Origin of the sequence: Flavobacterium sp. DSR2-3-3 (assembly GCF_049896585.1) — a bacterium.
Lineage (GTDB): Bacteria > Bacteroidota > Bacteroidia > Flavobacteriales > Flavobacteriaceae > Flavobacterium.
Genome location: NZ_JAFCUP010000002.1, coordinates 278,080 through 303,005 on the forward strand (window position 1 = coordinate 278,080; position 24,926 = coordinate 303,005).

At 31.6% G+C, this 24,926-nt stretch carries 26 protein-coding genes; 1 reads left to right on the top strand and 25 read right to left on the bottom strand.

Annotated elements, in window-relative coordinates; genetic code table 11:
* Nucleotides 1-60 precede the first annotated feature (60 nt).
* Nucleotides 61-1,104: an o-succinylbenzoate synthase gene (locus ACP7AQ_RS03945; RefSeq protein ID WP_426094486.1), complete on the top strand. Its 1,044-nt coding sequence runs from the start codon at nucleotides 61-63 to the stop codon at nucleotides 1,102-1,104.
* Nucleotides 1,105-1,108: 4 nt separating this feature from the next.
* On the opposite strand, the gene ACP7AQ_RS03950 is transcribed toward ACP7AQ_RS03945, so the two are convergent.
* The 25 genes from ACP7AQ_RS03950 to ACP7AQ_RS04070 all read right to left on the bottom strand — a co-directional run bounded on the left by ACP7AQ_RS03950 (nucleotide 1,109) and on the right by ACP7AQ_RS04070 (nucleotide 24,915).
* Complete coding sequence (locus ACP7AQ_RS03950) at nucleotides 1,109-2,197, bottom strand: AI-2E family transporter (protein WP_426094487.1); 1,089 nt, start codon at nucleotides 2,195-2,197, stop codon at nucleotides 1,109-1,111.
* 112 nt (nucleotides 2,198-2,309) lie between these two features.
* Nucleotides 2,310-2,756, bottom strand: coding sequence for a DinB family protein (locus ACP7AQ_RS03955; protein WP_426094488.1), 447 nt, complete (start codon nucleotides 2,754-2,756; stop codon nucleotides 2,310-2,312).
* Nucleotides 2,746-3,225, bottom strand: a complete 480-nt coding sequence (locus ACP7AQ_RS03960) for a nuclear transport factor 2 family protein (protein WP_426094489.1) — start codon at nucleotides 3,223-3,225, stop codon at nucleotides 2,746-2,748. Before ACP7AQ_RS03960 ends, ACP7AQ_RS03955 begins: the two co-directional genes overlap by 11 nt.
* A gap of 244 nt (nucleotides 3,226-3,469) precedes the next feature.
* Complete coding sequence (locus tag ACP7AQ_RS03965) at nucleotides 3,470-5,503, bottom strand: OmpA family protein (protein ID WP_426094490.1); 2,034 nt, start codon at nucleotides 5,501-5,503, stop codon at nucleotides 3,470-3,472.
* 78 nt (nucleotides 5,504-5,581) lie between these two features.
* Nucleotides 5,582-7,360: an Ig-like domain-containing protein gene (locus ACP7AQ_RS03970; protein WP_426094491.1), complete on the bottom strand. Its 1,779-nt coding sequence runs from the start codon at nucleotides 7,358-7,360 to the stop codon at nucleotides 5,582-5,584.
* 924 nt (nucleotides 7,361-8,284) lie between these two features.
* Nucleotides 8,285-8,641 carry a hypothetical protein gene (locus ACP7AQ_RS03975; protein ID WP_426063116.1) on the bottom strand — a complete coding sequence of 119 codons (357 nt, stop codon included), beginning with the start codon at nucleotides 8,639-8,641 and terminating at the stop codon, nucleotides 8,285-8,287.
* Nucleotide 8,642: 1 nt separating this feature from the next.
* Nucleotides 8,643-8,990 carry a hypothetical protein gene (locus ACP7AQ_RS03980; RefSeq protein WP_426094492.1) on the bottom strand — a complete coding sequence of 116 codons (348 nt, stop codon included), beginning with the start codon at nucleotides 8,988-8,990 and terminating at the stop codon, nucleotides 8,643-8,645.
* Nucleotides 8,991-9,042: 52 nt separating this feature from the next.
* Nucleotides 9,043-9,375: a YtxH domain-containing protein gene (locus ACP7AQ_RS03985; RefSeq protein ID WP_426094493.1), complete on the bottom strand. Its 333-nt coding sequence runs from the start codon at nucleotides 9,373-9,375 to the stop codon at nucleotides 9,043-9,045.
* Nucleotides 9,376-9,416: 41 nt separating this feature from the next.
* Nucleotides 9,417-9,569, bottom strand: a complete 153-nt coding sequence (locus ACP7AQ_RS03990; protein WP_113633709.1) for a lmo0937 family membrane protein — start codon at nucleotides 9,567-9,569, stop codon at nucleotides 9,417-9,419.
* 54 nt (nucleotides 9,570-9,623) lie between these two features.
* Nucleotides 9,624-9,776 carry a lmo0937 family membrane protein gene (locus tag ACP7AQ_RS03995; protein WP_121365230.1) on the bottom strand — a complete coding sequence of 51 codons (153 nt, stop codon included), beginning with the start codon at nucleotides 9,774-9,776 and terminating at the stop codon, nucleotides 9,624-9,626.
* A gap of 131 nt (nucleotides 9,777-9,907) precedes the next feature.
* Nucleotides 9,908-10,537, bottom strand: coding sequence for a porin family protein (locus ACP7AQ_RS04000; RefSeq protein WP_426092309.1), 630 nt, complete (start codon nucleotides 10,535-10,537; stop codon nucleotides 9,908-9,910).
* Between the two features lie 186 nt (nucleotides 10,538-10,723).
* Nucleotides 10,724-11,185, bottom strand: coding sequence for a hypothetical protein (locus ACP7AQ_RS04005; protein ID WP_426094494.1), 462 nt, complete (start codon nucleotides 11,183-11,185; stop codon nucleotides 10,724-10,726).
* Nucleotides 11,186-11,335: 150 nt separating this feature from the next.
* Entirely contained in the window at nucleotides 11,336-11,521 is a 186-nt protein-coding gene (locus ACP7AQ_RS04010) for a CsbD family protein (RefSeq protein WP_426063111.1), read from the bottom strand.
* Between the two features lie 210 nt (nucleotides 11,522-11,731).
* A complete protein-coding gene (locus ACP7AQ_RS04015) occupies nucleotides 11,732-11,938 on the bottom strand; it encodes a hypothetical protein (protein ID WP_426092311.1) in 207 nt (68 codons plus the stop codon).
* A gap of 112 nt (nucleotides 11,939-12,050) precedes the next feature.
* A complete protein-coding gene (locus ACP7AQ_RS04020) occupies nucleotides 12,051-12,935 on the bottom strand; it encodes an MlaD family protein (protein ID WP_426063109.1) in 885 nt (294 codons plus the stop codon).
* Between the two features lie 18 nt (nucleotides 12,936-12,953).
* A complete protein-coding gene (locus ACP7AQ_RS04025; protein ID WP_426063108.1) occupies nucleotides 12,954-13,730 on the bottom strand; it encodes an ABC transporter ATP-binding protein in 777 nt (258 codons plus the stop codon).
* Nucleotide 13,731: 1 nt separating this feature from the next.
* On the bottom strand, nucleotides 13,732-14,442 hold the full coding sequence (locus tag ACP7AQ_RS04030; RefSeq protein ID WP_426063355.1) for an MlaE family ABC transporter permease: 711 nt from the start codon (nucleotides 14,440-14,442) through the stop codon (nucleotides 13,732-13,734).
* A 460-nt stretch (nucleotides 14,443-14,902) separates the two neighbouring features.
* A complete protein-coding gene (locus ACP7AQ_RS04035) occupies nucleotides 14,903-15,358 on the bottom strand; it encodes a PA2169 family four-helix-bundle protein (protein WP_426063107.1) in 456 nt (151 codons plus the stop codon).
* 233 nt (nucleotides 15,359-15,591) lie between these two features.
* Nucleotides 15,592-16,032 (bottom strand): hypothetical protein, encoded by a 441-nt coding sequence (locus ACP7AQ_RS04040; RefSeq protein WP_426094495.1) that lies wholly within the window; start codon nucleotides 16,030-16,032, stop codon nucleotides 15,592-15,594.
* Nucleotides 16,033-16,151: 119 nt separating this feature from the next.
* Nucleotides 16,152-16,373, bottom strand: coding sequence for a hypothetical protein (locus tag ACP7AQ_RS04045; RefSeq protein WP_426063105.1), 222 nt, complete (start codon nucleotides 16,371-16,373; stop codon nucleotides 16,152-16,154).
* A gap of 630 nt (nucleotides 16,374-17,003) precedes the next feature.
* Entirely contained in the window at nucleotides 17,004-19,352 is a 2,349-nt protein-coding gene (locus ACP7AQ_RS04050; protein WP_426094496.1) for a glycosyltransferase, read from the bottom strand.
* A gap of 934 nt (nucleotides 19,353-20,286) precedes the next feature.
* Entirely contained in the window at nucleotides 20,287-20,541 is a 255-nt protein-coding gene (locus tag ACP7AQ_RS04055; protein ID WP_426094497.1) for a hypothetical protein, read from the bottom strand.
* 652 nt (nucleotides 20,542-21,193) lie between these two features.
* Nucleotides 21,194-22,576, bottom strand: a complete 1,383-nt coding sequence (locus ACP7AQ_RS04060; protein ID WP_426094498.1) for an OmpA family protein — start codon at nucleotides 22,574-22,576, stop codon at nucleotides 21,194-21,196.
* A gap of 463 nt (nucleotides 22,577-23,039) precedes the next feature.
* The gene (locus ACP7AQ_RS04065; protein WP_426063101.1) at nucleotides 23,040-23,513 is read right to left on the bottom strand and encodes a Dps family protein; all 474 of its coding nucleotides are present in this window, start codon (nucleotides 23,511-23,513) and stop codon (nucleotides 23,040-23,042) included.
* Between the two features lie 340 nt (nucleotides 23,514-23,853).
* Complete coding sequence (locus ACP7AQ_RS04070; protein ID WP_426094499.1) at nucleotides 23,854-24,915, bottom strand: class I fructose-bisphosphate aldolase; 1,062 nt, start codon at nucleotides 24,913-24,915, stop codon at nucleotides 23,854-23,856.
* Nucleotides 24,916-24,926: the final 11 nt, after the last annotated feature.

Below are 24,926 nucleotides of genomic sequence, written 5' to 3' on the forward strand. Positions count from 1 at the left end.
AGTTTAAAAAAAATGCAAACATGTTTTTCAGATTTATACAACTTATAATTCATAATTTTCTTGAAAGCAACATATCACAAATACATTCTGGATTTCAAGCGACCATCAGGAACTTCCCGTGGCGTTATGACCGAAAAAGAAACTTGGTTTATTGTTTTGGAACAGGACGGTAAAAAAGGAATAGGAGAATGCGGAATCCTTCGCGGATTGAGTATTGATGATCGACCAGATTATGAAGAAAAATTACAATGGACTTGCGACAATATCCACTTAGGAAAAGACCAGCTTTGGGAAGCATTGTTGGAGTTTCCTTCGATACAATTTGGAGTGGAAATGGCGTTCCAATCTTTGGAGAGTGAAAACCCTTTTTTGTTGTTTCCTTCGGACTTCACAAACGGTACAAAATCCATCTTGATCAATGGTTTAGTTTGGATGGGCGAGGAGTCGTTTATGAAGCAGCAAATCGAGGAAAAACTAGCGCAGGGTTTCACATGTATTAAACTTAAAATTGGAGCAATAGATTTTGATAAAGAATTACAATTATTACGGTTTATTAGGGAACATTTTACTCCGGAACAAGTCGAAATTCGGGTGGATGCTAACGGGGCTTTTGATATAGATTTAGCTTTAAATAAACTATTACAACTATCTGAATTTAAATTACATAGTATAGAGCAGCCAATTCAAAAAAATAATACTGACAGGATGGCAGAGTTATGTAAAACCACTTCTTTTCCTATTGCTTTGGATGAAGAGCTGATTGGTGTGTTTACATTAGCAGAAAAAGAACAATTATTGGAGAAAATCAAGCCACAATACATCGTTTTAAAGCCTAGTTTTGTAGGCGGTTTTCGAGGTACACAAGAGTGGATTTCACTGGCTGAAAAGCATAAAATTGGGTGGTGGATTACCTCCGCTTTGGAGAGTAATATTGGACTGAACGCGATTGCGCAGTGGACCTTTTTACAACATAATTTAATGCCTCAAGGATTAGGAACCGGAGCACTTTACACCAATAATTTTGACTGTCCGCTAGAAGTTTCGGTAGGGCAGTTGTGGTATAAGAAAGAATTGGATTGGGCTTTTGATTTTGGCCTTTTATAATAGATTATTTTGATGTTTGCTTTTGGTCACCATCTCCCAATAACACGGATAACGTCTTTAAACTTGGTGTGCGATCCGCTATCAACTTGATGATGCTTATGAATGGAATAAAAAGAATCATTCCTGCTGCTCCCCAAATAATGCCTCCAACGATTACTACAATAATGATGATAAGTGTATTTATTTTTAAACGGCTTCCTACTGCAAAAGGAAATATAATATAGGCTTCAAGTGCTTGAACAATCGAAAAAACAGCAATAACGGCTAATGGATACCAGATAGAATTGTACGTTATCCAGGAAACCGCAATGGGCAAGAGCGAAGATATCATGATTCCCACATATGGAATAAAAGTGAGGATTGAGGCTATAAAACCAAACAGAAAAGGATTTGGCACCCCAATTATCCAAAGTCCAATGCTGTTTAATAATCCAACTATTAAATAAACTATTAACATTCCTTTGACGAAATTGTAATATTCATGAATGGTTTCAATGAGAATTTCGTGAATGGTATTTTTACGCTCTGATGGAAAAAGTTCATATAAAGCATTTGATAATAACTGTCGATGGAAAAGTATTAGTGCCGAAAAAACAGGAATCATTATTAAAAAAAAAAATGATGTAGATAACGAGTATGCGGTATTTCGTAACATGGAAAAAGCTAGTGAACCAGAATCGTTGACCGTATTATTAATGAATTCCGTTTGTTTTTCCAGACTAATATTAAATCTTTCTACGATAAAAACACTTAATTGATGTATCGATTGGTTCAGTTTGACTCTCAAAGATTCCCATTCGTGAAGAAATTCAGAGAACTGTATGAACAATAAATAAATAATAGAACCCGCTAAAAGTGTTACACCTAAAATAGAGATAAAAATGGCTATACCTTTTTTAATGCCTTTTGTTTCCATCCATTTGCAAACAGGGTATAGTATAAATCCAATGAGTAATGAAAAACTCAACGGAATAAATAGTGTTTTTCCAAAATAGAGTATCAGAGAAACTACTACTATAAACTGGAGTATCTCTAAAATGGAATATTTCCTACTGGATTGAAACGAAACGGGTTTTTTAGAAGATTCTGACATATAATTGTTGTATTGTAAGCGTTATTTCTTACTCTTCCTAACTTTATAAACGATTTAAGTATGAACCTAAAACGTGTAGCAATTTACTAAATTGCCAATCATTGCTAATGTTTTAAGATTCCAATAATCCTCTGTGGTAATTAATTTGTCCCAGATGATAGGCTAGGTGCGTGGTCAAATGGACAAGAATAAACTCAGTAGAAGTATTGTTTTCGAAAACTAAAAGAGGGTATTCCTTTTTTAATTCTTCTTCTGATATTGTATTTAATGCATTGTCAACAACGGCAATGGTTTCTTCGATTTTTTGTATTAATTCTGCTCTTGGAATATCTTTTAGTGAAAATTCGAGTGCTCGGTTTCTGATATATCCGGTTTTTCCAAATTCGGCGCCAATGTATGTATTAAGATTTCCTACCAAATGCAAACAAAGATTTCCGGCTGAATTAGCGATACCTTTTTGGATTTTCCAAATATCACTTTCATTTTGGTACGACTCAATTTCGGTTTTTAGCTGATTTAAATCTCGGTTGAACAGTATCTTTAAACTTTCAATTAGCATTTTTAGATTCTTTGTATTTCTTCAATGATAATAGTGCTTGTTGTTGTATTTTTTGTTGAAAAAAACCAGTCCAGCCTAATAAATATCCGGTAGTTCCAAACGCTTGTTTAGACCATTTCCAGATGTCAAACTCATCAGTTTGCTTAATAATCAATCCGTCTTTAAATTGAAATTGAGACTGAATAATATTTACTAATTTTCTATTGGTTTTGCTAAAGTTGTATCTAGCGATCCATTGTGCGGAACCCAAGTAGTCATCCGCTTTAATGTCTGAGAATTCAATCTTGATGTTTCCTTTACTTTTTTCAATCAACATTTTCCACATTTGGCAAACATCATCTCCTTTTAATAAACCGAACGCAGGATCTCGAAACTGAATGATGGGAGAATAACATTCACACATTGTTGCCGCGTCAGCATTTGCAAAAGCAGTATAAAATTTGACAAGTATTTGTTCGTTTGAAGTCATGTTTTACATAAAGTGAATAGTAAAAATACTATTTTTTTTGCTTTAATTAACTGTTTGAAATTGAAATTGGAAAATACAAAATCTGATCAGATGCTTTTTTATGACAATTATTTAAAAGAATTAATTCTTGTTCATGCTGTTACCATAGATTCATGAGTTAAATTTTGGCACAAAAAAAAGGATAGACTTTTAAGTTTCTATCCTTTTTTGTTAAATATAAAATGTTAATCTCTGCTAATTTGAATTATTTAGCGGCAGGAATAATATCAATAATTACGGTACGATTGTAAAAACGTTCTTCAGGAGTTTTGTTGTCAAAAGGAGCATTATTTTCATTTTCACCATAACCGGATACTTCGAATTTAACATCGTTTCTGCCGGTTTTAGCTAAAGAACTTTCAATGATACGTTTCACATCATTTGCACGTGAAAGAGATAATCCTTGATTGTAAATTTCTTCACCAATAATATCAGTATGACCTTTGATAACTACCGTTGCTCCAGAAGGAATTTTCGGTGCTACCACTTCAGTAAGGTATTTTTCATACATTGTGATTGCTGTAGAGCTATTAAATTCATAGATGATACTGTATCTCATGCCTTCGTCCATTTTTGCAGGAGTCCAAAGCACCATGTGAACCGGAGTTTCTTTCTCTACAATTTTACCACTTTTAGTTTGACCAATCATCTTTACTTTATAATCTCCTTCTGGACGACTACCCAAAATTAAATTTCCAGGAATTTTAACTTCTTCCTCAGTATAAGGGCCAAAAGATTGTACTTTTCCTTGTTCGTCAGCGATTTGTAATGACCAAGAAGATAAAGCTTCGCCAGCTCCTTTATTATTAAAGGTCACATAACTTTCAACAGGTGCCACTTGTGATGGAACAATTTGTACTGGTTTCAATGGAGCATTAGGGCCACTTTGAAATTCCATCAATAAATCTGGAGAGTTACTTTCGATAGAAACTCTACGATCTCCTTCACGTAGCAACACTAATTCTTGTGTTCCTCCTGGTTGTTCAGATGGAATATTTGGTTTGTTTTGACCTTTGGTTGTAATTCTAGCTTCATTTATAGCAAATACATTTACCAAATATGTTTTAACAGATTCTGCCATAGTGAGACCATCTGTATTGCCATTATTTGATGAACCCACCAAAGTAATTGTCGCTGAAGGATTTTTTTGCATACGGTCTCCTAGAATATTCAAAACGTTATAATAAACAGTCATTTGACGTTTAGAACGATCTGATAAGTTTGTTGGAGCAAATGTTTCCAATTGATCTTCTTTAAAGTCTTTTACTTGAGCTTTCGTTAACAAAACATAACGATTTGGAATTTCACTTGATCCTTCATTAAAGAAAACGTAATTTCTAAGTGGGAAAATTTCAGTCATTCTGCTTTCTCCGGGAACATTGCTTGGAGAATTTACAGTGAAATTAACCTCACGGTCTTGAACCATATCTGTAGCCTGCTGGATATTTTGTCCTTGTCCAAATTTAAGCGCAACACCAGCTCTGATCGTAGTTATGTTCCATGTTTCTGTTGCACGTGGATTTTGACCAAAATAAGGTTGGAAAGAAACAAAAGGAGACAATACAAATTGTGTTTTGTTACTATCTGAAGAAAGTGGAATATCATAACCAGCACCAATTTGCATTGACAAAATAGTTTCTTCAATTTCACTAAATTCACCTGTTACAGCAGCAGAAGGTGCTTGATCAGGGAAAGCTGGATTAATACCTAATTGATACGTAAATGATTTATCCATATTGAAAGCCAAACGTGGACCTCCATAGAGGTAAAAATTAGATTTAAACGGTGCAAAACGTACGCTTGGTTCTACGGTGATGTAACTAAGGTCAGTTGATAAATCTGCAGGACAATCGCATGCTGTAAGTACTTGATCAAAAGAACCCTTACGGCTATCATAACCCGCTTGTAGCATTACTCCCCATCTTGAAGTAGCAGGACGGTATTCTAAAAGTGGCGCAACAAAAAGACCAATACCATCTCCATCGTGAAATGTAGCGGGAGGTGTAAAAGCAGCATTCAACTGGTTTGTAGAACCACGATAAAAATTAGCATTAGCACCACCAGCAACTCCAAAGTACCACGAAGGTTTTGCATATTTTATTACTTGAGCTTCTTGAGCTTGAACCGTTGTTTGTAAACTTAACCATGATAAAGCAATAATTGCAGCTCCTTTAACGGTTAGTTTATTGGGAGACAATGAAATACATAATGTCTCTTTATAAATATTTTTTGATATCATTTTTATATATTTTAATATTAGATTTTATTTAAATGAATCCCGCCCAAAGACGGGATATTTAAACTATATATTAACTACTTAGTTTGCAGGAACATTAATGATGGTATTAACCATAGTAACCGAGGCGATTAATGAAATTGCTCTTCCGTTTAATATCGTTTCCTGTCCTGGTAAAGTCGTGCTATTACCTGGAGAAGATAATGTAACACCGTCTTCTGCAATTATGTTTCCTGTCATTACACCACCACCGGCGTAGTTAATAACTGCTGCGCTACCTACGTACCAATATACATTTTTAGCTAAGGCACCACCTATTAATTTAACATTTCTGGTAGCTGCTGGAGAACCTACTGTTAACGAAGCTTCTGCTTGAAAAATCCAAACATCAGTTGCGCTTCCAGATAAAGTCAAATCTCCATTTGTGATTTTATATGTACCACTGGCTGATTTATAAACTCCTGCGGCTAAAGTTAGTCCACCTAGCTCACCTGATCCTTGGTCACTTCCACCTGGTTTTGAAGCGGGAGAAATACTGTTCCATAATGCTCTTGCTTCATTTAATCCTTCTAGTGCTTTTTGTGCTTTTAAAGCATTTCCTGGAGGTGGTGCAGCGGTATAAATTCCACCAAATACTAGTCCATTATTAAGTGGTGTAACTGTATAAACCTCATTAGGCGTAGCTAATTTATCAGTGAAACCTGTTACTAATGTGGAAGCAGCTGTTGTTCCTATACCTCCATTGTTAATCCTTGTATTCAGACCTTGATTTGTAATTCCTGCATTTCCACCAAATACTCCGAAAAATAGACCTGCAGTAGGAGCGGGAGCATTAGCAACCAATGTGGTAAAGTTCCATACATAGTCATTCGCTAAAGGTACTCCGGCAGCACTTTTTGCACCAGTTGTAATTGTAGCAGTATAAATTTTACCTTCTAATAAAGGATTAGTAGGTTTAAAAGAGGCAGTAGAACCTGTGTAAGTTACTGCTCCAGGAATGATTGTTGTACCTTGTTTTAAAGTAAAAGTAGTGGCATTAATAGTCAAAGGATCCATCACTGTACTAAAGGTTGCGGTAACCGTTTTGTTTAAATTTATTCCTGTAGCATTATTAAGAGGGTCAGTTGCAGTTACTGTTGGAGCAGCTACGGTAGTGAATTTCCAAACGTAATTACTAGCCAAAGGTGTTCCGTCTAAATTTTTAGCACCAGTAGTAATAGTAACAGTATAAATTGTGTTGGGAGTTAATGGAGCAGTCGGAGTAAAAGATACAACTGAACCAGCGTAAGTAATCGTTCCAGCAACTGGATTAGTTCCTTGATTTACGATAAAAGTAAAATTGTTTAATGTCAATGGATCCATTGGCATACTAAATGTCGCAGTAATTGTTTTATTTAAGGGAACACTTGTAGCATTATTTGCAGGATCTGTTGTAATCACAGTAGGAACAATAAGCATTCCGGTACTAAATGTCCAAACATAATCCGTTTGAAGTGCATTACCCATCACATCTTTTACACCAGTTTTAATTCTTCCAACGTATGTAGTGTTTGGCTTCAAAAAACTTGAAGGAGTAAACGTAGCAGTTGTTCCGCTGTAAGTAACCGCACCTGCTACAGCACTGCCGTTAGCTTCTGTTACAATGAAAGTAGCTGCATTAATCGTTGTTGGGTTCATTTCTTCATTAAATGTTGCAGAAATAACTTGTCTTAAGGGAACTCCTAAAGCTCCATTAAGCGGGATAGTAGAGGAGACTACCGGACAAACGCCCTCGCTCTCGATAAAATTGTCTTCTGCACAACCAGAAATTAATGCAATAATCAAAATTGCAAAGGTTAGTAGTAGTTTTTTGATATTCATTTTTTAGAATTTAGGGGATTAATAATTTAACGGTCAAAGTACGCACTTTTAACGACGAAATGCATTATAAAATTATTTTAATAAGTTATAAAATTCACTTATTTTATTTGTTAAAAAAATAATTAGGTTGTTTAAAATCAATGTTTTACGGTATTATCTATGTTAACATTGTGTTATATCATTTAATTGTTCTAGAGAAATAGGATACAAATAAATACAACCATAGAAAAAGAAAGATAGGGGAGTGTTCATCATTTTTAAACTTTATTTTAAAATAATGGTAACGAAAAATACTACTTGTATCGCATGAAACAACAGCATTACAAATAATTGATTAAGATTATAAAGATAAATCGTGGTGGAAGTAAAACTAAAAGTTATGTTTAGATAATTTTGAATTAAAATTTTTTAAAATCATCAACATTCAACTTTTTTTCTTTTTGTATTAAATTGGATGTAAAAATTGTTAATTCTTTAATAAAAGAATCAAGCGTTCGGGCAAATTGTTTAATAAGATCTAAACATTCTCCACTCTCCCATAAAGAATTTGAAGACTCATGCAGTTGAAAAGGTATGCCTAAAATATTCAGGACCAGCTATCTGAATCTGCGAGAGATAATGAACATAATTACTTTTAGCCAATAATGAATTTTTATGATGTTTTTCAGCGATATTTAGTTCAGCATTAACTTTTATTAATTCTGCGGCTCGCTTTTATTTTTTTTGATTTTGAAAAGCCAGTAGATTGTTTTTAGGTATTAAATCTTCTTTTTATTCTTTTAATCATGATATTCCACATTAAAATTTTAAAAGTAAAAAATTTTGGAGTTGATTACTATGGGTTTTTAACCACTTATAAGAAAACAAAGATTAGAATTAAGTTAAGTAAGAATTTCAAAAATTTTAAAAGTAATTAGCACACACTTAAACGTTTTGTAGGTCGTTGTCTATTTGTTTTCCAGACTGTTTTGTAACAATATTAGTTATTGCAAATTGCAAAACTGTACCCAATATTCTTTTAATTGGATTGTGAGTTCCTCCTAACAAAACTTTTTTAGTCAAATATCCTGTTGTCATGCCTATAACATTGCTTAGAATATTCCCTTTTATTTCAGGTGAAGTGGCTACTAATCCAAAAGCCTTTTTTATTAGATTCAAAGGTTTTAAACTTTCAAGAGTGTGATGATACTGATCTTTAAGTTGTACTAATTCATCAGCTTGTTTCATTTTCATTAATAAGATAGTTTCCTTAAGAATTTCTGTCTGGTTTATCTTTTTCATATTAATTTTTTTTAAGCATTTTAACAATCATAAAATTGCTGATAGGCGTTTTGATCCATTGATCTTTAAATATGTAAAGAATAATTGCAACTAATAAATAAAAACTTGATACTATAAAAAAGCCATAATAAACTTTGCCTACTAATTCCCCAATCCATAATGAAAGGCCAATATTAACCAATAAGGCAAACATTGCAAAAACAATAGAAATAGCCAATTGAGAAATAAGAGAAGATATAAAATCAGCAGTTTTATCCACTGCATATAACTTCGCCAATTCTACTGTTGTTTTTGTGTAATCCTCTGCTCTTTCAAAAAGCATTTCTATTGTTGTTGCGTTGTTTTCCATGATATAGTTTGTAAACGGACTTAGAATGAAATTTTAAAAATTAAATATCTAATTAAATATTTGTATTTTTAATTTCGTTTTTTGCATCGTAAAATTTAGATTTTCCTTCAGCAAGTAAAGTTTCACCTTCACTTTTTGTATCGTAAAATTTTGATTTTCCTTCAGATAACAAAGATTCTCCTTCTTTCCAGATTTTTTCGTATTTTTGAGTAATTGAACCCAATAGAGTATCTAACTTACCTTTTAATTCGTCAGCATAGTCATTACTTTTATCCATTATTTTTGTTCTTGTTTTGTCTCCTTTTTCAGGGGCAAACAATACTCCCAATAATGCTCCTACAGCCACTCCACCCAAAATTCCTAATATTATTTTATCTGCTTTCATAATTATTTATTTTAATTATTATTTATTATTTTAAAATTGAATTAAATACCTCTTCCTTGAATAAGTCTAAAAAGTATCGCAATAACTGCAATTACAAGAAGTACGTGAATTATTGATCCTAAACTGAATGCAAAAAATCCGATTGCCCAAAAGATAACCAGTATCACTGCGATTGTATAAAGAAGATTGCCCATTTTTTAATTTTTTACGATTTTATTATTGATATAATTTTTTTAATAACGATTGAATTAGATTTTTCTACCCGAGATAAGTCTAAATAAGATTGCTATAACAGCAATAACAAGAAGGATATGAATAATTGATCCGGCACTGTATGCAAAGAATCCAATTGCCCAAAAGATAACTAAGATTACTGCGATGGTGTAAAGAAGGTTGCTCATGATTTTTAGTTTTAGTGATTAGTTTATTTGTTCATTTGTTTGTTTTTTTAAACACTTTCTAAACCTTTACAGGTTTCTTAAATGATTATCCTCAAAAAAATTGCGATATGTTTATTTGTATTGTTGCTTGATTAAAATCCAAATGCAGCATAAACACTCAATACACTGTTTTTAGCATCTGAAGAAGCAAAGTCTGAATTGTCTTTTCCAATTTTAGTCAGTCCGTAATTGTAACGCACGCCAAAACTGACAGGCTCTAAATCTAAACCTACACCTCCAGCAAGACCTGCATCAAATCTGTTGAAATCATCAACATCAATTTTGTCTTCAAAGTTGTAGCTACCGTTATTAGATTTATTCGTCGTTTTACCACTTATCATATAAGCAGCGTATGGACCGGCATGAATATTAAAATTTTTGGTCACATTTACTACTAATAAAAGAGGCACTTCGATATAATTTAATTTGAATTGTGCAGTACCACTAACTAACGGATTGTTGTAAACTAATTCAGAACCTTTTCCAGTATAAGAAATCTCTGGTTGTAAAAAGATATTGTCTGCAATAGGTAATTTAGCAAAGAAGCCAAAATTAAATCCTGTTAACACATTATTGTCATCAACATCATCGATATAAAAATTAGAGAAATTTACGCCCCCTTTTACACCAAATTTAGTTTCATTTTCTTGAGCCTGAACACTTGTGAAAGTCATTAAACTTAATACTAATGAAGCAAAAATTAGTTTTTTTGAATTTTTCATTTTTTTTGTTTTTTATCGAATAATTACATAACAAATATCTGCAGATTGTACTAGTAAGTTGTTACAATACTTTAATTTAAAGTTATATTATTCACACTTTGGCGCTATAAAATCAGTATTTGTATTGTTATAACAGTATTAATTATACAAAAAAAGGCGAGTTAAAAAACTCGCCTTTTTAATTTACTATTTATTGTCTACTGTCATATTTTTCATAGCAGCTCCTAATTCATCCATGTCTCGATTGTATTCTTCTTTAAAAGATTCCCAGTCACTATTAGTGTCGTTTTTGTATTCTTGCACTTTAAGTTTAATGTTCTTGTTCTTTTGCTCTAATTCTTCAATTTGTTTTGCATATATTTCATCAATTGATTTACCGGTTCTTTTCATTTTGGTTTTCATTTCCGCAATGCGAATTTCGTTTTGCTTAATAGTAGAATTAGTGCTGTCTTTAAAATCATTCCATTCTTTCTCTGTAGCTGCGGCTCTTACATCTGACAATTCCTCTTTGGCATCATCAAGATTATCTCTTGCTTCTTCTACATTATCTTTAGCAGCTTCTTCTTTTTTTGAGGTATTTTGACATCCTACTAAAACAGTTCCGGCCATGAGTGTAGTTATGGCGAGTGTAAAAAGTATTTTTTTCATTTTGGGTTATTTTTATTGTTTGTTTGGGAATTATATTTAAATGTAATTTGTTTATTTTGAGTATGTTAAAGGTAATAAAATTATTTTTGTCAAGCAAAATTTTTAATTTTAAATCCTTTAATTTGCTAGTACGTTATAGAATAAGACTACTTAAAGGCCTTGGAATATTTTAAATAATTCTTCTCTGGTTATCCCCAGTTTAGCTTGGTACTTTTTAAACATTTCTTCTTTTTTCTCTTCTGAAAAAAGTGCCTTATTATTCGTCAAAGCAGCAAACTTTTCTTTTAACTCTTTTTTTTGTTCTTCCCAGTTTCCCTCGCGCTCTATCGGATCCATTTATTTATTGTGTATTGAATGCGAAATAGTTTTCACTTTACAAATTTGGGACTTTTACAAGTTCAAGCAGTTATATAACTATAAAGATTAGTTTCATTATTCACTGATTCAGTAGATTATAACACAGATTAACAAAAAAAAATAATGAAATAGAACGGTATTCTTTAAATATTAAGAATATAAATGAGAATAAAGTTGTGTGGTATTGTATTATTTATGGCTCTGACTATATTTTTTTAATAAATTTTCGAGAGATTCATAATAATCGCTCAGTACTTTAATAGTTACTTCTGGCTGATCAACATCGGGAATAGTTACTGGCATCTCTGATAAATACTTAATTAATTCAGGATATTCATTGCGTATTTTCATAGTAATTTCGAGTATTGCCTGATTGATTTCTTTTTCTGTTTTCATGATAAATTATTTAAATATATTTCTTGATAATTGTTGGAAATAACTAATTTAAACGTCATAATATTTTAAAGTATAATCTTGTTTTAAATTGGTTACCATTTGTGTAAATTAATTATTTTAAAGAATCATTTTCATCACCAATTTTTAATTCTTTTTTCATTTCCTCTTCTTCTAAATCAACTGCGTCCTCCAATTTTTTTGCTTCTGCTTTTTTCTTTTTATTAAAGTATCCTTTCAATAAGAAATTATTTTTAGCAGCTTCAATAACTTCATTCAGTCCTTTTGTCGCAGATTTAACATTCGTTAAAGATGAGTCTATAACTTTTCCCATTCTTTCATCGCTAACCAGTTTAGACAAAGCTCCTTTTCCGTTATTCATATTTACAGTAAATTTTTTGAATTCGGTTGAGCTATTTTCAAGATTAGTAACCATGATTTTTATGCTATTTCCAAATTCCTCATCAGAAACTAACCTGGATAATGCACCGTTACCATTGTTCATGCTGTAACTGAATTGAGCAAGCTGCGCTGTAATAATCCCGGCGTTATCGACACTTTTTTTGACACTTACCATTAAATCATCCATTTCTATTGATTGTTTGGAAGCTATGTAATTGCTATTTTCCACTATGACCGTAGAGTTTTTACCTGAGGAAATGGTAAGTACTTTATCGCCCATCAAACCATCTGAGTTAATACTGGCGATAGCATCTTTTTTAATGTATTTACGAACTTCGTCTTTGATGACTAATTTTATTACTACAGAAGTGTCCGTCAAAAATTCAATTTCATCAACAGTACCGATATTAATACCTGATAAGCGAACATTATTTCCTACTTCAAGCCCATTAACCGAATTAAATTTTGAATATAATTCAAAAGTAGATCCAAATAAATTTTTCTGTTTTCCAACAAAATAAATGGTTCCTACAAAAAGTATTAATCCTATTATTACAAACATTCCCAATTTCCATTGGTATCCAGATTCCTTGTTCATTTTTTATTTTTTTATTGGTTATATGAAAAAAGAGCGCACCCATTCATCGTCGCTTTTTTCTAATTCTTCGTATGTTCCTTCTGCGTGTATTATGCCTTCTTTTAAAATAATGATACGGTCACCAGTATGTTTGGCACAAGGCATATCATGCGTAATTATTATAGAAGATGTTTTGTTTTTCTTTTGGATTTCTAATATAAGTTCACTTATTTCTCTGGAAGTTATAGTGTCTAATCCTGTAGTGGGTTCATCGTATAAAATGATTTCAGGTTTTAATATAAGTGTTCTTGCAAGTCCAATTCTTTTGCGCATACCGCCGGATAATTCCGAAGGCATCTTGTCAATAGCTTCGCTCAAACCTACACTTTCTAAAACATTTTTTATTTGATTTTCCACTTCCTCAGCAGATAAATCCTTAGCATGTCTTTTTAAAGTAAAGCCTAGGTTTTCTCGAACACTCATCGAATCATATAAAGCGGCATTTTGAAATAAAAATCCAATGCGAACCCTAATTTCGTTAAGTTCATTATTGTCTAATTTGGTAATATCAGTTCCAAAAACATTTATTTCGCCTTTGTCAACTTCGACCAAACCAACTAAGCATTTTATAGCAATTGATTTCCCTGAACCGGATTTACCTAATACAACTAAGTTTTCTCCCTTATTGACAGAAAAAGTAACGCCTTTCAAAACCTCGTTTTTACCAAAGGATTTATATATATCTTTAATTTCTATCACTGGCGCATTGGTATCAACCCTTGAAGTACCATTTATCGATGTCTTTTCTTGTGTCATTTTAAAAGAATAAATCAGTTATTTGTACCGCTAACATGTCAATTATAAATATAGTCAGCGATGCGGTGACAACTGCAGAGTTAGCGGCTTTACCAACACTTTCCGTTCCATTAGCCGCATTAAATCCTTTGTAACAGCCAATCATTCCGATAAAAAAGCCAAAGAAAAAAGTTTTTATGGTTGCTGGGAAAATGTCTAAAAAAGCTATCGATTCTAAAACCTGGGCCAGATATCGATATAAATTCACTTCACTGTGGATATTGATTCCAACATATCCACCTAAAACTCCAACACCGTCAGCATAAATTACTAATAACGGAATCATAAGCGTTGTTGCTAAAATTCGGGTAACTACTAAATATTTGAAAGGGTTTATGGCTGAAACTTCCATGGCATCAATTTGTTCTGTTACTTTCATGGAACCTAATTCGGCACCAATACCGGAGGAAACTTTACCTGCACAAATTAAAGCTGTTATTACAGGAGCTATTTCTCTGATAAGGGATAACGCAACCATGCTTGGTAACCAGGATTCTGCACCAAACTTAGCTAAAGTAGGTCTCGATTGCAATGTAAGAACTAGTCCCATTATGAAACCCGTAATAGTCACTAATGGTAATGATTTGTAGCCAATAACGTAACATTGCTTAATGAACTCCTTCATTTCATACGGAGGCTTAACTACTTCCTTAAAGAAGCGTGCGGAGAACATCGTAACTTTGCCTACATCATTAAAAGTTTCTTTTAAATAGATCGTTATACTCTCTTTTTTTGTGGTTACTATGTTATTCATTTATCATTAATATTATTTTTTGATTTTTTGAAGGCAAATAATTTCATCTGGTCGCGGAGAAAGGATATCGTCAAGGAAATTTAGGTTGGTTAATCTAGTGACTTATCATAATCGTCTTTGTGTAGCATAATCCGTGAAATACTTTACTATTATTTGAAATATTCAAAATAAAAAGAATTTTGTGATTTTTTTTTAACTTATGAAAAGTATGAATTTGGATTTTACAAAATTAATTAACAGAATTACTACCTAATATTTTTAAAAGATTTGTACTTAAATTTGAAATACCTATCTGATTGTACTAATAATTAAATTCTAAATGTTTGAAAATTTTAAGTAATCGAATGAAAAATTGAGTAAAATTCGCAGCATATTTTACTTACGATAACATCAAATCACCTAATTTTTTAACTTTATCATGATGTGCTGTTAACAAAATTTGTTGTGATTTAAGCATAATATGAAGTTCAGCGGTAAGATGGTCCAAGTTGTCAGACAAGGTATCCTTATAACTTTTTATAGCCACAAATTCATTGTATTCAAGAGTGTTTAAAATGTCTTCTCTTTCTTGCCCCATGAGTTTTGATTTAAAAATAATCCAAACCCTTACCAATAAACTTTTATTTCTGGCCACCTTAACAGGAACTCCTCCCATTTTCTGCACCTCTTCAACAAGTTCTGATTTGAAAATTGCGCTTGTTTTCTGGAATTCGGAAAACAAATCTTTTAAATCGTTCTCTTCAGTTACTTTTTTAGCTGTTTTATAAATCTCAATTCTTTCATTGTTGATTTCAATAAGATTATTTAACACTACAATTGATTTTTCTTTATTCATCATCTTAATTATTAGATATTAAACGAACTGAAAGGATGGTTTTCGGGAGAGAATTGTTGATTAATAAAAGAAATGAAACCTATTTTTTTAATCAATTTATTCCAACTGCTAGGAAAGTCATTTCTCAGTTTTAAAATAGAGACAGTATTATCAGGTTCTTTTCAATTTATTACGAGTACTCAAGAATCAAGTCAACAACAATAGTAGTTTCTACAAATTAATTTTATATGAAATTAAAATTTATTTGTTGTGAGAACAAGTTGCATTCCAGGGTACTGAACATCTGCGTTGTCCTCAGCTGTAATGAATATTTTTACTGGTGCAAATGATGTAACGGTTTCAAAATTCGCTTTAAGTTTTGATGACATAAAACCAGTGTCGCTTTTTATTTGTCCAATATTTTTCACAACAGAATCTTCCGTTTCCATCCAAACAACGTATACATTTTTAGAAGGTTGTAATCTGGTTACTTCTGCTAAATTTGTAATTTCTATTTTGATTGCATTGTTCTTATTACTGTCTTTTTTAACACTCACTTTTCCTTGCGCAGCCGGAACTATTGCAGAGTTTTGAAAAGCAATATTTTTGCTGCAAGAGGCAAACGATAAAAACACGATTAAAGCTAAAGCGCTAATGAATATTTTTTTAATATCTAAATTTAGTTGAATTGTCATTGTATGTTTTTTTTTGATTATAATACAATACAAATTTCACAATCAAAGCAATAAATATGTTATATAAATATTGTAAAAAGTTATATTATTCACACGTAAATAAAAATGATTTCCTTAATTTAATAATTTTTCTTAGTACCAAACACTAGCAAAACAACACCACCTACAGCAAGTACAATACCTATTATGGGCGACCAGGCAATTGGATGATTTACTTCTTTATTTATTTCAATAGGGCCTATGTCAACCACTTTTTCTGTAGTTGTAAAATTAAAGCTATTGTAAAGCAACATTAATATTCCTAAAACAATCAGTATAATTCCTATGGTTTTGCTTTTCATTTATATTTATTTAAAAGTTAATTATTTAAAAGTTATTTTTTAGTAATAAGATTATGCTTTAAAAAAATATTTTTAGGCAAAATTATGTCGCGGATTTAATTTTAGCTTATCAATGTTTTTGATTTTGAATTCAATTTTAAGAAAATGTTTATTACCACTAACTAGATCCAACAAAGCTACTTTTGCATCCGTAAGACCAAAAAGAATTACGCGTTTTTAGTTTTTAATTGTTTCGCCAATTTTTTGTAATAGTTGTACAATTGTTTTGGATCTTTTGAAAGCATGAAATTTTCGTTTTTTGCTAAATATTTATTTTTTCCTTGTTTAGAAACTTTGATTCATAAGTTTCAATTTCGAAATAATTTAATGTTAGTTCCATTAGGTCCGCTAGTACTGATCCATCTAAATTCCTAATTATTTCAATGCTGTCATGATGATTTATTTTTGGATTTATTCATGTAACATGCTTTAATATCGGCAACTATAATTGTAAAAGTCTAAAGTTCAGGTGGTTGTTTTTTTTAATAATTGTATAAATTTACATAAATTTATTTAATTACATTTTTGTAAATCATATTAATAAGTCACATTGATTTTGAATGAAGGAAATTTTGTGAAATTATTTGTATTTCAAATTTTTATAGGAATATTTTTTATTTCTCTTTTCAAAGATTTTTCTACAGTTAATCTTGCCATCAAATAGCTCACAGTTGACTCCGCACCTTGATTTAGATTTACATAATTATCTTCTAATCCGTCATAACATCCGCCAGTGCAAGGATTGTAAATAATTTGGTATAAATGATTGTTTCCCAAAAACCAATTAAAAGCGGTTTCCATTTTTTGAAGGTATTGCTCATTTTCAAAAACAACAGCAAATTTCCCTAAAGCAAGAATAGTATACGCCACATCAATAGGTTGTTCGCCTCCTATAGGACTCGGAGCCAATTTATTTTCTTTATTAAGCCATCCTTTATTAGAAATTACTCGAATCCTGTTTTCTACAAAAATTTCAGAAAGAAGAAAGTCAAAAGATGTTTTTGCAATTTCCTTATAAATTAGTTTCCCTGTAACTAACCAAGCACAAAGCATAGCTTCAGGCAAAATACTGTTACCATAAGTAAGATAACTTTCAAACCACGTCCATTCCTTTTCTGTTTCGTGTGTGTACATTTGTACTAACCTATTGGTTAGCTCCTTAACTGTAGAAATGTTTTGCTCTGATACTTTTTTTATATTGTAATAATAAATCCCTTTAATTATAAAAGCCATAGCTCGAGTGGAATGAATTTCAAGCACTTTTAGTAAGGCTCGTTGCATTGTAACGTCAGCATCTTTTGCTAACTCTTCGGGAAGAATAGCACCAATTGAATTTAAATAGCCCAAAGCCCATATCGCTCTTCCATTCGAATCTTCCAAGTTTGTAGTATAATTTTGCGCTGTAAAAAGGTATTCTTCATCTACATAATTTAGAAAATATCCGTCAGGCTGTAAACAATACTTTATAAAGTCAAAATAGATCTGAATGTATTTTAAATTCTCTTCATCCTTTGTTAATTCATACTGTTGACACATAGCTACCATTGCTCTGGCATTGTCATCTAAAGTGTATCCCGAATCAATATCAGGCTGATTAATTTTTGAAAACTGAATCATTCCAAAAGGTTTCGTTAGCTTTTTTATATGATCCAGATTGACTTTTGGAATTTTATAACGCAAGTGGAAGTTTTCTTCTCCAATTTTCTCAAATAACATAGCATGAGCAATTGCTGCATTTTCCCAAGCGGTAGGAGCTATTTTATGCAAACCGTTTGATCCCATATCCTTTCTCAACTGCTCGTCTAGCAATAGAATATTTGTTTTTTTAGCCAATTGTTTAGGATTGTTGAAATCAATGATAATTCCAACATTATTTTTTAATACTTCACACACATGGGGGATAGGGGTTGAAATAATTGGGCAGCCACAACTAATAGCGTACGAAAAGGTTCCACTTACCGCTTGATTTGGATCTTTGGAAGTAAATAAATAAATATCAGTAAGTTGTAAGTATTCTAAAAGATTTGGTAACGGCAGAAAATGATTTATAAATTGAACATGTTCCTGAAGTTGTAAGTCTTCAATCTTAGCTTGAAGCATCAAACGGTATTTTTCGCCTTCTTCTTTTATAACAGATGGATGGGTTTTTCCAATAATTAAGAATATTACGTCTTTATTCTTTTTTATAATTTGTGGTAACGCATCTAAAGTGGTTTCAATGCTTTTTCCAGAGCTTAAAAATCCAAAAGTAGAAAGTATTTTTTTTCCACTTAATTTATATTTTATTTTTAATTCCTCTTTGTCAGAATGAGGAACTAAATGAGTCCCGTGTTGAATTATTGTGATTTTATCTGCAGCAACATCATAGTCTTTTACTAATAGATCAGCAGCCGAATTAGTCATTACAATAATGGAATGCGCTTCTTGTACTATTTCTTGAACATTTGCTTGCAAGCATGGATTTGGCCTGGGTAATATTGTATGGAATACAATGATAACAGGTTTTTGAACTATTTTCAGAAACTGTTTTAAATCGGCTTCATTATTTTTAAATAACCCGAACTCATGCTGAATTAATACCATCTGAAGATTGACATTAGTATTAATTTTATTCGCCAAATTACTAAAACCATTCGGATGATCGGTATTTAGTATATATTTTATGGAATCAGTATAAACATGTTGCTCATTGTTAGATTCTAAAGGACAAATTGTTATTTTAAAACAATCCTTGAATTTATTATTCAACGCTTTGATCAAATCTTGGGAATAGGTAGCTATCCCGCATTCTCGAGCAGGATATGTTGTAATAAATAAGATTTCGGGCAACTCTTTTTTTGTACCTACTAGCAGTAAATTGTTTGACTCATTCACATAAGCTTTTGATAGGATGCTTTTAAATTGGATATTTTGACGTTTAACCTTGATTTTATTGATCATTATCTATAATTTAGGATTAATTCTTTAAGTAATTCTAATTAAGCGCGAAACAAATTGCCTATTTATGGACTGTATCATAATTTTTAGAAAGATTATCTCTAAATAAAGCAATATCTAAAGGGAAATATATATTATCTACTTATCCTTTTAATCTTCAACTCAATTTGGGTTTAAAGAAAGGATACGGTAATAGTTCTATTTAATTGTGGCCTCATGTAAATCAAACAATTCTTTACAAACTGAATAAATAAATCCTTTTATAGTATCCTTAATATCAATAGATTATATACAGTCAATTTTTTTTTCAATTGAAGGACATGCTTAATAATGAAATGGTAAGTTGTTTATTACATGTACTGTAACATTACAATAATTACCATTGCTTATCATTCAGTAAAGAAATGGTTGTTATTTCCTTCGTTTATTTATACAGGATTTGGGGCTCCTCCATTTTTAAAATCGAACAACATTTTCTGAATTTTAATACCTTCTTTTTTTAAAGCTACCATGTGAGTTATATAAATATATCATTGATAAAATTTTAAAAAAAAACATCATATGGATTAAGTTCCGGAGAAATCTGAATTATAAAGATCAGTTTCTTATTTATTAAAAGTGTTATATAAATTTTAAAATTAGTTACATTATTTACAGTTTATTTGCTGCAATTATTTTACTTTGAAAACTAACTAATAGCTAAAATTTAATATTGTACTTTAAATCAATGTTATCCAATATACTAGATAATCTATTCTTGAAATTTTGAAAAGTGGAATAGACATTAAAATTCAATTGTTAATACTTTATTGTTCGCCACAATATTTCTGTAAGGTTCAATTCTTGAGGATATGGTTGTAAAGAGTAAATCGAAATTTCTTTTTCATTTCATTCTTTAATTGTATCCATAATTTTTTTTGAATTTTGTATTGGTGAGTTAACAAAAATCACAATCTTTTTTTTTGACGGTTTGGTTAGCAAAACTATTCCTGAAACTAATCATTTTATCAGAATTAAAAGTTGTTTCATGGGCTGCAAAGTAAAAATTATTTTTACGAGTCATAAATCCAATCACATTTAGATATTTTCCTTCAACAAACAGTAATAATATCGGATTTTTTTCTGCTTGCCAAGTATTAGGAACATTAGGAGTAAGTCCAAAATGACTTTCGTCTTCAAAACACACGTTCATATATTCGTGTGTTCCAATTTTGTCAGGTTTTTTATTAGATTTTGTTTTAATTCAAATTGATTCTTGTTTGGTTTTCCTTTAAAAAAACGTCGAGCTCTTATCCATCCTTAGCCCACTATCTTTAAAAAAATTCTGAAAAGTCTTTTTACAAATTATAGTATTGTTTTGCTCTTCAAAATAAATCAATTCATTTATTATGTTCCTTTTGTAAAGTTCTGATTGCTGCGAAACCTCTTTGGAATAATATTTTAAACGGTTTGTAGGAACTCTTCCTTAAGTTGAAGCACGGGATCAGATCCCGATTTCGCTCCGACTATAACAGCAACGTTTAATAGTTTTGCACTGACTTCAAATATAGATGTCATTTACCTAATCTTATGTTTAGATCCGGCAAAACAACTCAACGCCAATATTTTCTTGTAGTGTTATTAGTATCTTTTCAATGAAGTTATTCTTATACCTCAATCTCTTTACTTTTAAATTTTACATATCTCTTAAAGAGAAAAATATTTGAAATTTATGAACTGTAAACAACAAAATAGGATATTATTTTATTCTAATTTCTTTAAACTTTAATCATAGAGCACAAAAGAAGGGCTGTTGTTTCCAACAGCCCTTCAACTAACCAAACCAAAAACCCAACCTAATCTTACTATTTTTCGTAGGTCATTTTCAACTCTACTCTTCTATTTTTAGCACGCCCAATAGCCGTTGCATTTGTAGCGATCGGTTTACTTTCACCATAACCAACTGCTGTAACTCTTGATCCAGAAATACCTTTCTCCATTAAATAATTTTTAACAGATTCAGTACGTTTTTGAGATAACTCTAAATTCAAGGCATCGCTACCATTGCTATCAGCATGTCCTTCGATAACTAGGTTAGAAGCATCATATTTATTGATGATGTTAACCAACTCATCTAATTGAACTAATGAACCAACTTTTAATTTGGCACTATTGTTTTCAAAGAAAATTTTACTTCCTAAATAGGTTATTCTTTCAACATCTTGTTTTGTAATTTCAGGACATCCTTTGTTTTCCATAGTTCCTTTTACAGTAGGACAACGGTCATCCATATCAGCTACACCATCTCCGTCAGAATCCGGACAACCATTTAAACTCATTGGACCAGCAACATCTGGACAACGGTCTAGATCATTAGTAATTCCATCTTTGTCATTATCCATAATACAACCAGTTGCATCTACTTTAGTTCCCGGTTTAGTATCTGGGCATTTATCATTTACATCAGCAACACCATCATTATCTGAATCTGGACAACCGTTTAATAATTCAGATCCTGCAACATCTGGACAAGTATCTAAATAATCGGCAACACCGTCTTTGTCTCTGTCTAATGGACAACCATTATTGTCAACAATTACACCAGCCGGAGTTCCAGGACATGTATCATTACGATCTGAAACACCATCATTGTCAGCATCTTTTTTCTCTCCTAAATTGAAAGTCAAACCAGCCATGTGAGATAAATAAGCATCTTTTTTACCATTTATAACACCGTCTCTTCTGTCTTTATTAGAAAAACTAAATGTTTCTTGTAAATTCAATGTAATCACATCACTTAATCTGAAATTTAAACCACCACCCGCTGTAGGTAATGCGTAATCAATTCTGTCTTGATCAAAGTTTAAATCTTTGTCAAATAATATTGCTCCGACACCCGCAAATGCGTACGGCCTTACAAAAGATTCAGGACCTGTCATGTTAAATCTTAAATTTAACGCAACCGAATTAAAATCGCTTTTAAAACTTCCTGAAGGACCATTATTGTAACCAATTGTTCCTTTTGATGCTAAAAAGTTTAAATCGAAATAACGACCTAAATATCTAGAAACAGAAACACCACCAAAACCGTAAAATGCTTTATCAGTTTTGTAAAAATTATTTCCTAAATCACCTTGGTATTGTGTTACACCGCCATGAAGACCAACGTTCCATTTCTTGTCTTCCGTTTGTGCTTTCGATATTAAAGTAAATGCTAAGCACGTACTTAATAAAAGGATTTTTTTCATTTTCATTTTTGTTACATTGTTTATACAAAGGTCATTAACACCGCAGCATTATTTGTTACAGAACTATGGCAATAAGTTGTATCATTCACACATTTTGATAGCTTTAGCTTTATAAATTTGAGCGAAAACGTCAGTTAAAGCACAACACATAAAGCAAAAAAACCACCTAAAAAATTCTTTCTATTAACAGCTCAAGGAGACAGTTTTGAAATTGTTTTTTAAATGGTTCTAAGTTGTTTGAAAAAGAGTAAAGCACTTTAATTCATATAGTACAGTCATAAAAGGAAAATGACTCATCATTTTCTTCTGTCGTTCTAATTACTTTTGACAGTCGGTTTCTTGTATCAGTTGATTTTCTTCAACATGTTTTTTCGCAGTTATTTTTCCAACTCTGCAATTACTTCTAGAAATTATATAAACTTCTGATTCTAAATTTTCCATTTATAATATTGTATTTTTTTAGTTATTCTAAATATCTTCTCAATGTCCAAGCCATCGTTTCATGCGCTAACATCAAACTTGTTAAGAAATCAGCAGTTCCCGCATCCTTATTTTCATCAGCGCTTGCATCAACATCTTTTCTTAGCTGAATGATTAACGTTTCATGATCTTCTAATAGCTCTTTTAGCATTTCTTTTTGACCTGGATATTGATTTGGAGATTCCATGATAATCGTTAGCTCTGAAAACTCTTTCATTGTACCAATCGTCTTTCCACCCAATTTGCTAATTCGTTCTGCAGTTTCATCAACAGAAACTTCCAGCTGAGTATATTGTCCTTCAAACAATTTGTGAAGTTCCATAAAACTTTGACCGGATACATTCCAATGAAATTTTCTTACTTTGATATATAAAGTCATTTCATTTGCCAAAATTGAAGACAAGATCGAAATGCTGTTTTTTAAATGTGCTTCTGTAATCCCTATTTGAAGTTTCATATTTTCTTAATTTTATTTGAATAATATTATCGTATCAAAAAATATAGTTTTTATTCTACCGTTAAGACATTTGAAGTTTAAATCATGCTTATCGAGAAAATTTTATATTACAAAGATCATTGCATTCCTCTGAAAGAGTATTATAAAATTAGAAGAATAAGTTACATCTTTCACACCTTTTTTTGTTGTAAAATAATGGTAATCAATATTTTTAAATATTTTATTTCTTTTTTGTTCATACTGTGATAATTTAAAAAAATAGCTTTTCAAATTACATCATCTTGTATTTTACAAATGTAATTTCTATTAACTAATTTGGAATAAAAACTCCATCTGAGGGTTAGGCTATCGAAACTTCTTTGGCTAAATAAATTTCTTGTACTGCCTGAATGAGTTGTACGCCTTCGCTAAAAGGTCTTTGAAAAGCTTTTCTACCCATAATTATTCCCGCTCCACCAGCTCTTTTATTTATTACAGCTGTTTTTAAGGCTTCTGCCAAATCAGTTTCGCCTTTTGATTCTCCGCCGGAATTAATCATACTGATACGTCCTGAATAACAATTCATTACTTGATATCTACATAAATCTATGGGATTTGAGCTGGATAATTTTGTATACATTTCCAGATTTGTTTTGGCAAATTGTATTGAACTAAAACCTCCATTATTGGTTGGGAGTTTTTGCTTAATGATATCTGCTTGTATAGAAACTCCTAAATAATTAGCTTGACCGGTAATGTCCGCCGCGGTATTATAATCTATGTTGTCTTTTATAAAGGCATCATTTCTGGAATAACACCAAAGAATAGTTGCCATTCCTAAAGTATGTGCTTCTTCAAAAGCCTTTGCCACTTCAATTATTTGCCTGTCGGATTCAGCTGAGCCAAAGTAAACGGTGGCTCCTACGGCCACAGCACCCATGTTCCAAGCATCTCGAACACTCCCAAACATGATTTGATCGTATTTATTGGGGTAAGTCATTAATTCGTTGTGATTAATTTTTACCACAAACGGAATTTTATGGGCATATTTTCTGGATAGCATTGCAAGACCGCCCATCGTGGAAGCAACTGCATTACAACCCGCTTCAATAGCTAACTTGACGATATTTTCCGGATCAAAATAGATTGGATTTGGAGCAAAAGAACTTCCTGCAGTATGCTCAATTCCCTGATCTACAGGCAAAATTGAAAGGTATCCAGTGTCCGAAAGTTGACCATGATGGTACAATTGTGCTAAACTCCTAATTGTTTGCGCATTTCGATTGCTTTGTAAAAAAACAGTATCGATATGGGAAGGATTCGGCAAGTGAAGCTGATCTTTTGAAATTGTTTTACAAACGTGATTTAACAAAGCGTCTTTCTCATCTCCTAACAAAGCTAGCAATTGGGATATGTCTTTCATTTTAAGTAGCT

Coding starts and splice junctions, on each gene's coding strand:
- ACP7AQ_RS04020 (WP_426063109.1), bottom strand. CDS start 12,935: ATGAACAAGGAATCTGGATACCAATGGAAATTGGGAATGTTTGTAATA.
- ACP7AQ_RS04035 (WP_426063107.1), bottom strand. CDS start 15,358: ATGAATAAAGAAAAATCAATTGTAGTGTTAAATAATCTTATTGAAATC.
- ACP7AQ_RS03960 (WP_426094489.1), bottom strand. CDS start 3,225: ATGACTTCAAACGAACAAATACTTGTCAAATTTTATACTGCTTTTGCA.
- ACP7AQ_RS04060 (WP_426094498.1), bottom strand. CDS start 22,576: ATGAAAAAAATCCTTTTATTAAGTACGTGCTTAGCATTTACTTTAATA.
- ACP7AQ_RS04065 (WP_426063101.1), bottom strand. CDS start 23,513: ATGAAACTTCAAATAGGGATTACAGAAGCACATTTAAAAAACAGCATT.
- ACP7AQ_RS04070 (WP_426094499.1), bottom strand. CDS start 24,915: ATGAAAGACATATCCCAATTGCTAGCTTTGTTAGGAGATGAGAAAGAC.
- ACP7AQ_RS03965 (WP_426094490.1), bottom strand. CDS start 5,503: ATGATATCAAAAAATATTTATAAAGAGACATTATGTATTTCATTGTCT.
- ACP7AQ_RS03975 (WP_426063116.1), bottom strand. CDS start 8,641: ATGAAAAAGATAAACCAGACAGAAATTCTTAAGGAAACTATCTTATTA.
- ACP7AQ_RS04000 (WP_426092309.1), bottom strand. CDS start 10,537: ATGAAAAATTCAAAAAAACTAATTTTTGCTTCATTAGTATTAAGTTTA.
- ACP7AQ_RS04015 (WP_426092311.1), bottom strand. CDS start 11,938: ATGAAAACAGAAAAAGAAATCAATCAGGCAATACTCGAAATTACTATG.
- ACP7AQ_RS03970 (WP_426094491.1), bottom strand. CDS start 7,360: ATGAATATCAAAAAACTACTACTAACCTTTGCAATTTTGATTATTGCA.
- ACP7AQ_RS04040 (WP_426094495.1), bottom strand. CDS start 16,032: ATGACAATTCAACTAAATTTAGATATTAAAAAAATATTCATTAGCGCT.
- ACP7AQ_RS04005 (WP_426094494.1), bottom strand. CDS start 11,185: ATGAAAAAAATACTTTTTACACTCGCCATAACTACACTCATGGCCGGA.
- ACP7AQ_RS03955 (WP_426094488.1), bottom strand. CDS start 2,756: ATGCTAATTGAAAGTTTAAAGATACTGTTCAACCGAGATTTAAATCAG.
- ACP7AQ_RS03985 (WP_426094493.1), bottom strand. CDS start 9,375: ATGAAAGCAGATAAAATAATATTAGGAATTTTGGGTGGAGTGGCTGTA.
- ACP7AQ_RS04045 (WP_426063105.1), bottom strand. CDS start 16,373: ATGAAAAGCAAAACCATAGGAATTATACTGATTGTTTTAGGAATATTA.
- ACP7AQ_RS03990 (WP_113633709.1), bottom strand. CDS start 9,569: ATGGGCAATCTTCTTTATACAATCGCAGTGATACTGGTTATCTTTTGG.
- ACP7AQ_RS04010 (WP_426063111.1), bottom strand. CDS start 11,521: ATGGATCCGATAGAGCGCGAGGGAAACTGGGAAGAACAAAAAAAAGAG.
- ACP7AQ_RS04025 (WP_426063108.1), bottom strand. CDS start 13,730: ATGACACAAGAAAAGACATCGATAAATGGTACTTCAAGGGTTGATACC.
- ACP7AQ_RS03995 (WP_121365230.1), bottom strand. CDS start 9,776: ATGAGCAACCTTCTTTACACCATCGCAGTAATCTTAGTTATCTTTTGG.
- ACP7AQ_RS04030 (WP_426063355.1), bottom strand. CDS start 14,442: ATGTTCTCCGCACGCTTCTTTAAGGAAGTAGTTAAGCCTCCGTATGAA.
- ACP7AQ_RS04050 (WP_426094496.1), bottom strand. CDS start 19,352: ATGATCAATAAAATCAAGGTTAAACGTCAAAATATCCAATTTAAAAGC.
- ACP7AQ_RS03980 (WP_426094492.1), bottom strand. CDS start 8,990: ATGGAAAACAACGCAACAACAATAGAAATGCTTTTTGAAAGAGCAGAG.
- ACP7AQ_RS03950 (WP_426094487.1), bottom strand. CDS start 2,197: ATGTCAGAATCTTCTAAAAAACCCGTTTCGTTTCAATCCAGTAGGAAA.
- ACP7AQ_RS04055 (WP_426094497.1), bottom strand. CDS start 20,541: ATGAACGTGTGTTTTGAAGACGAAAGTCATTTTGGACTTACTCCTAAT.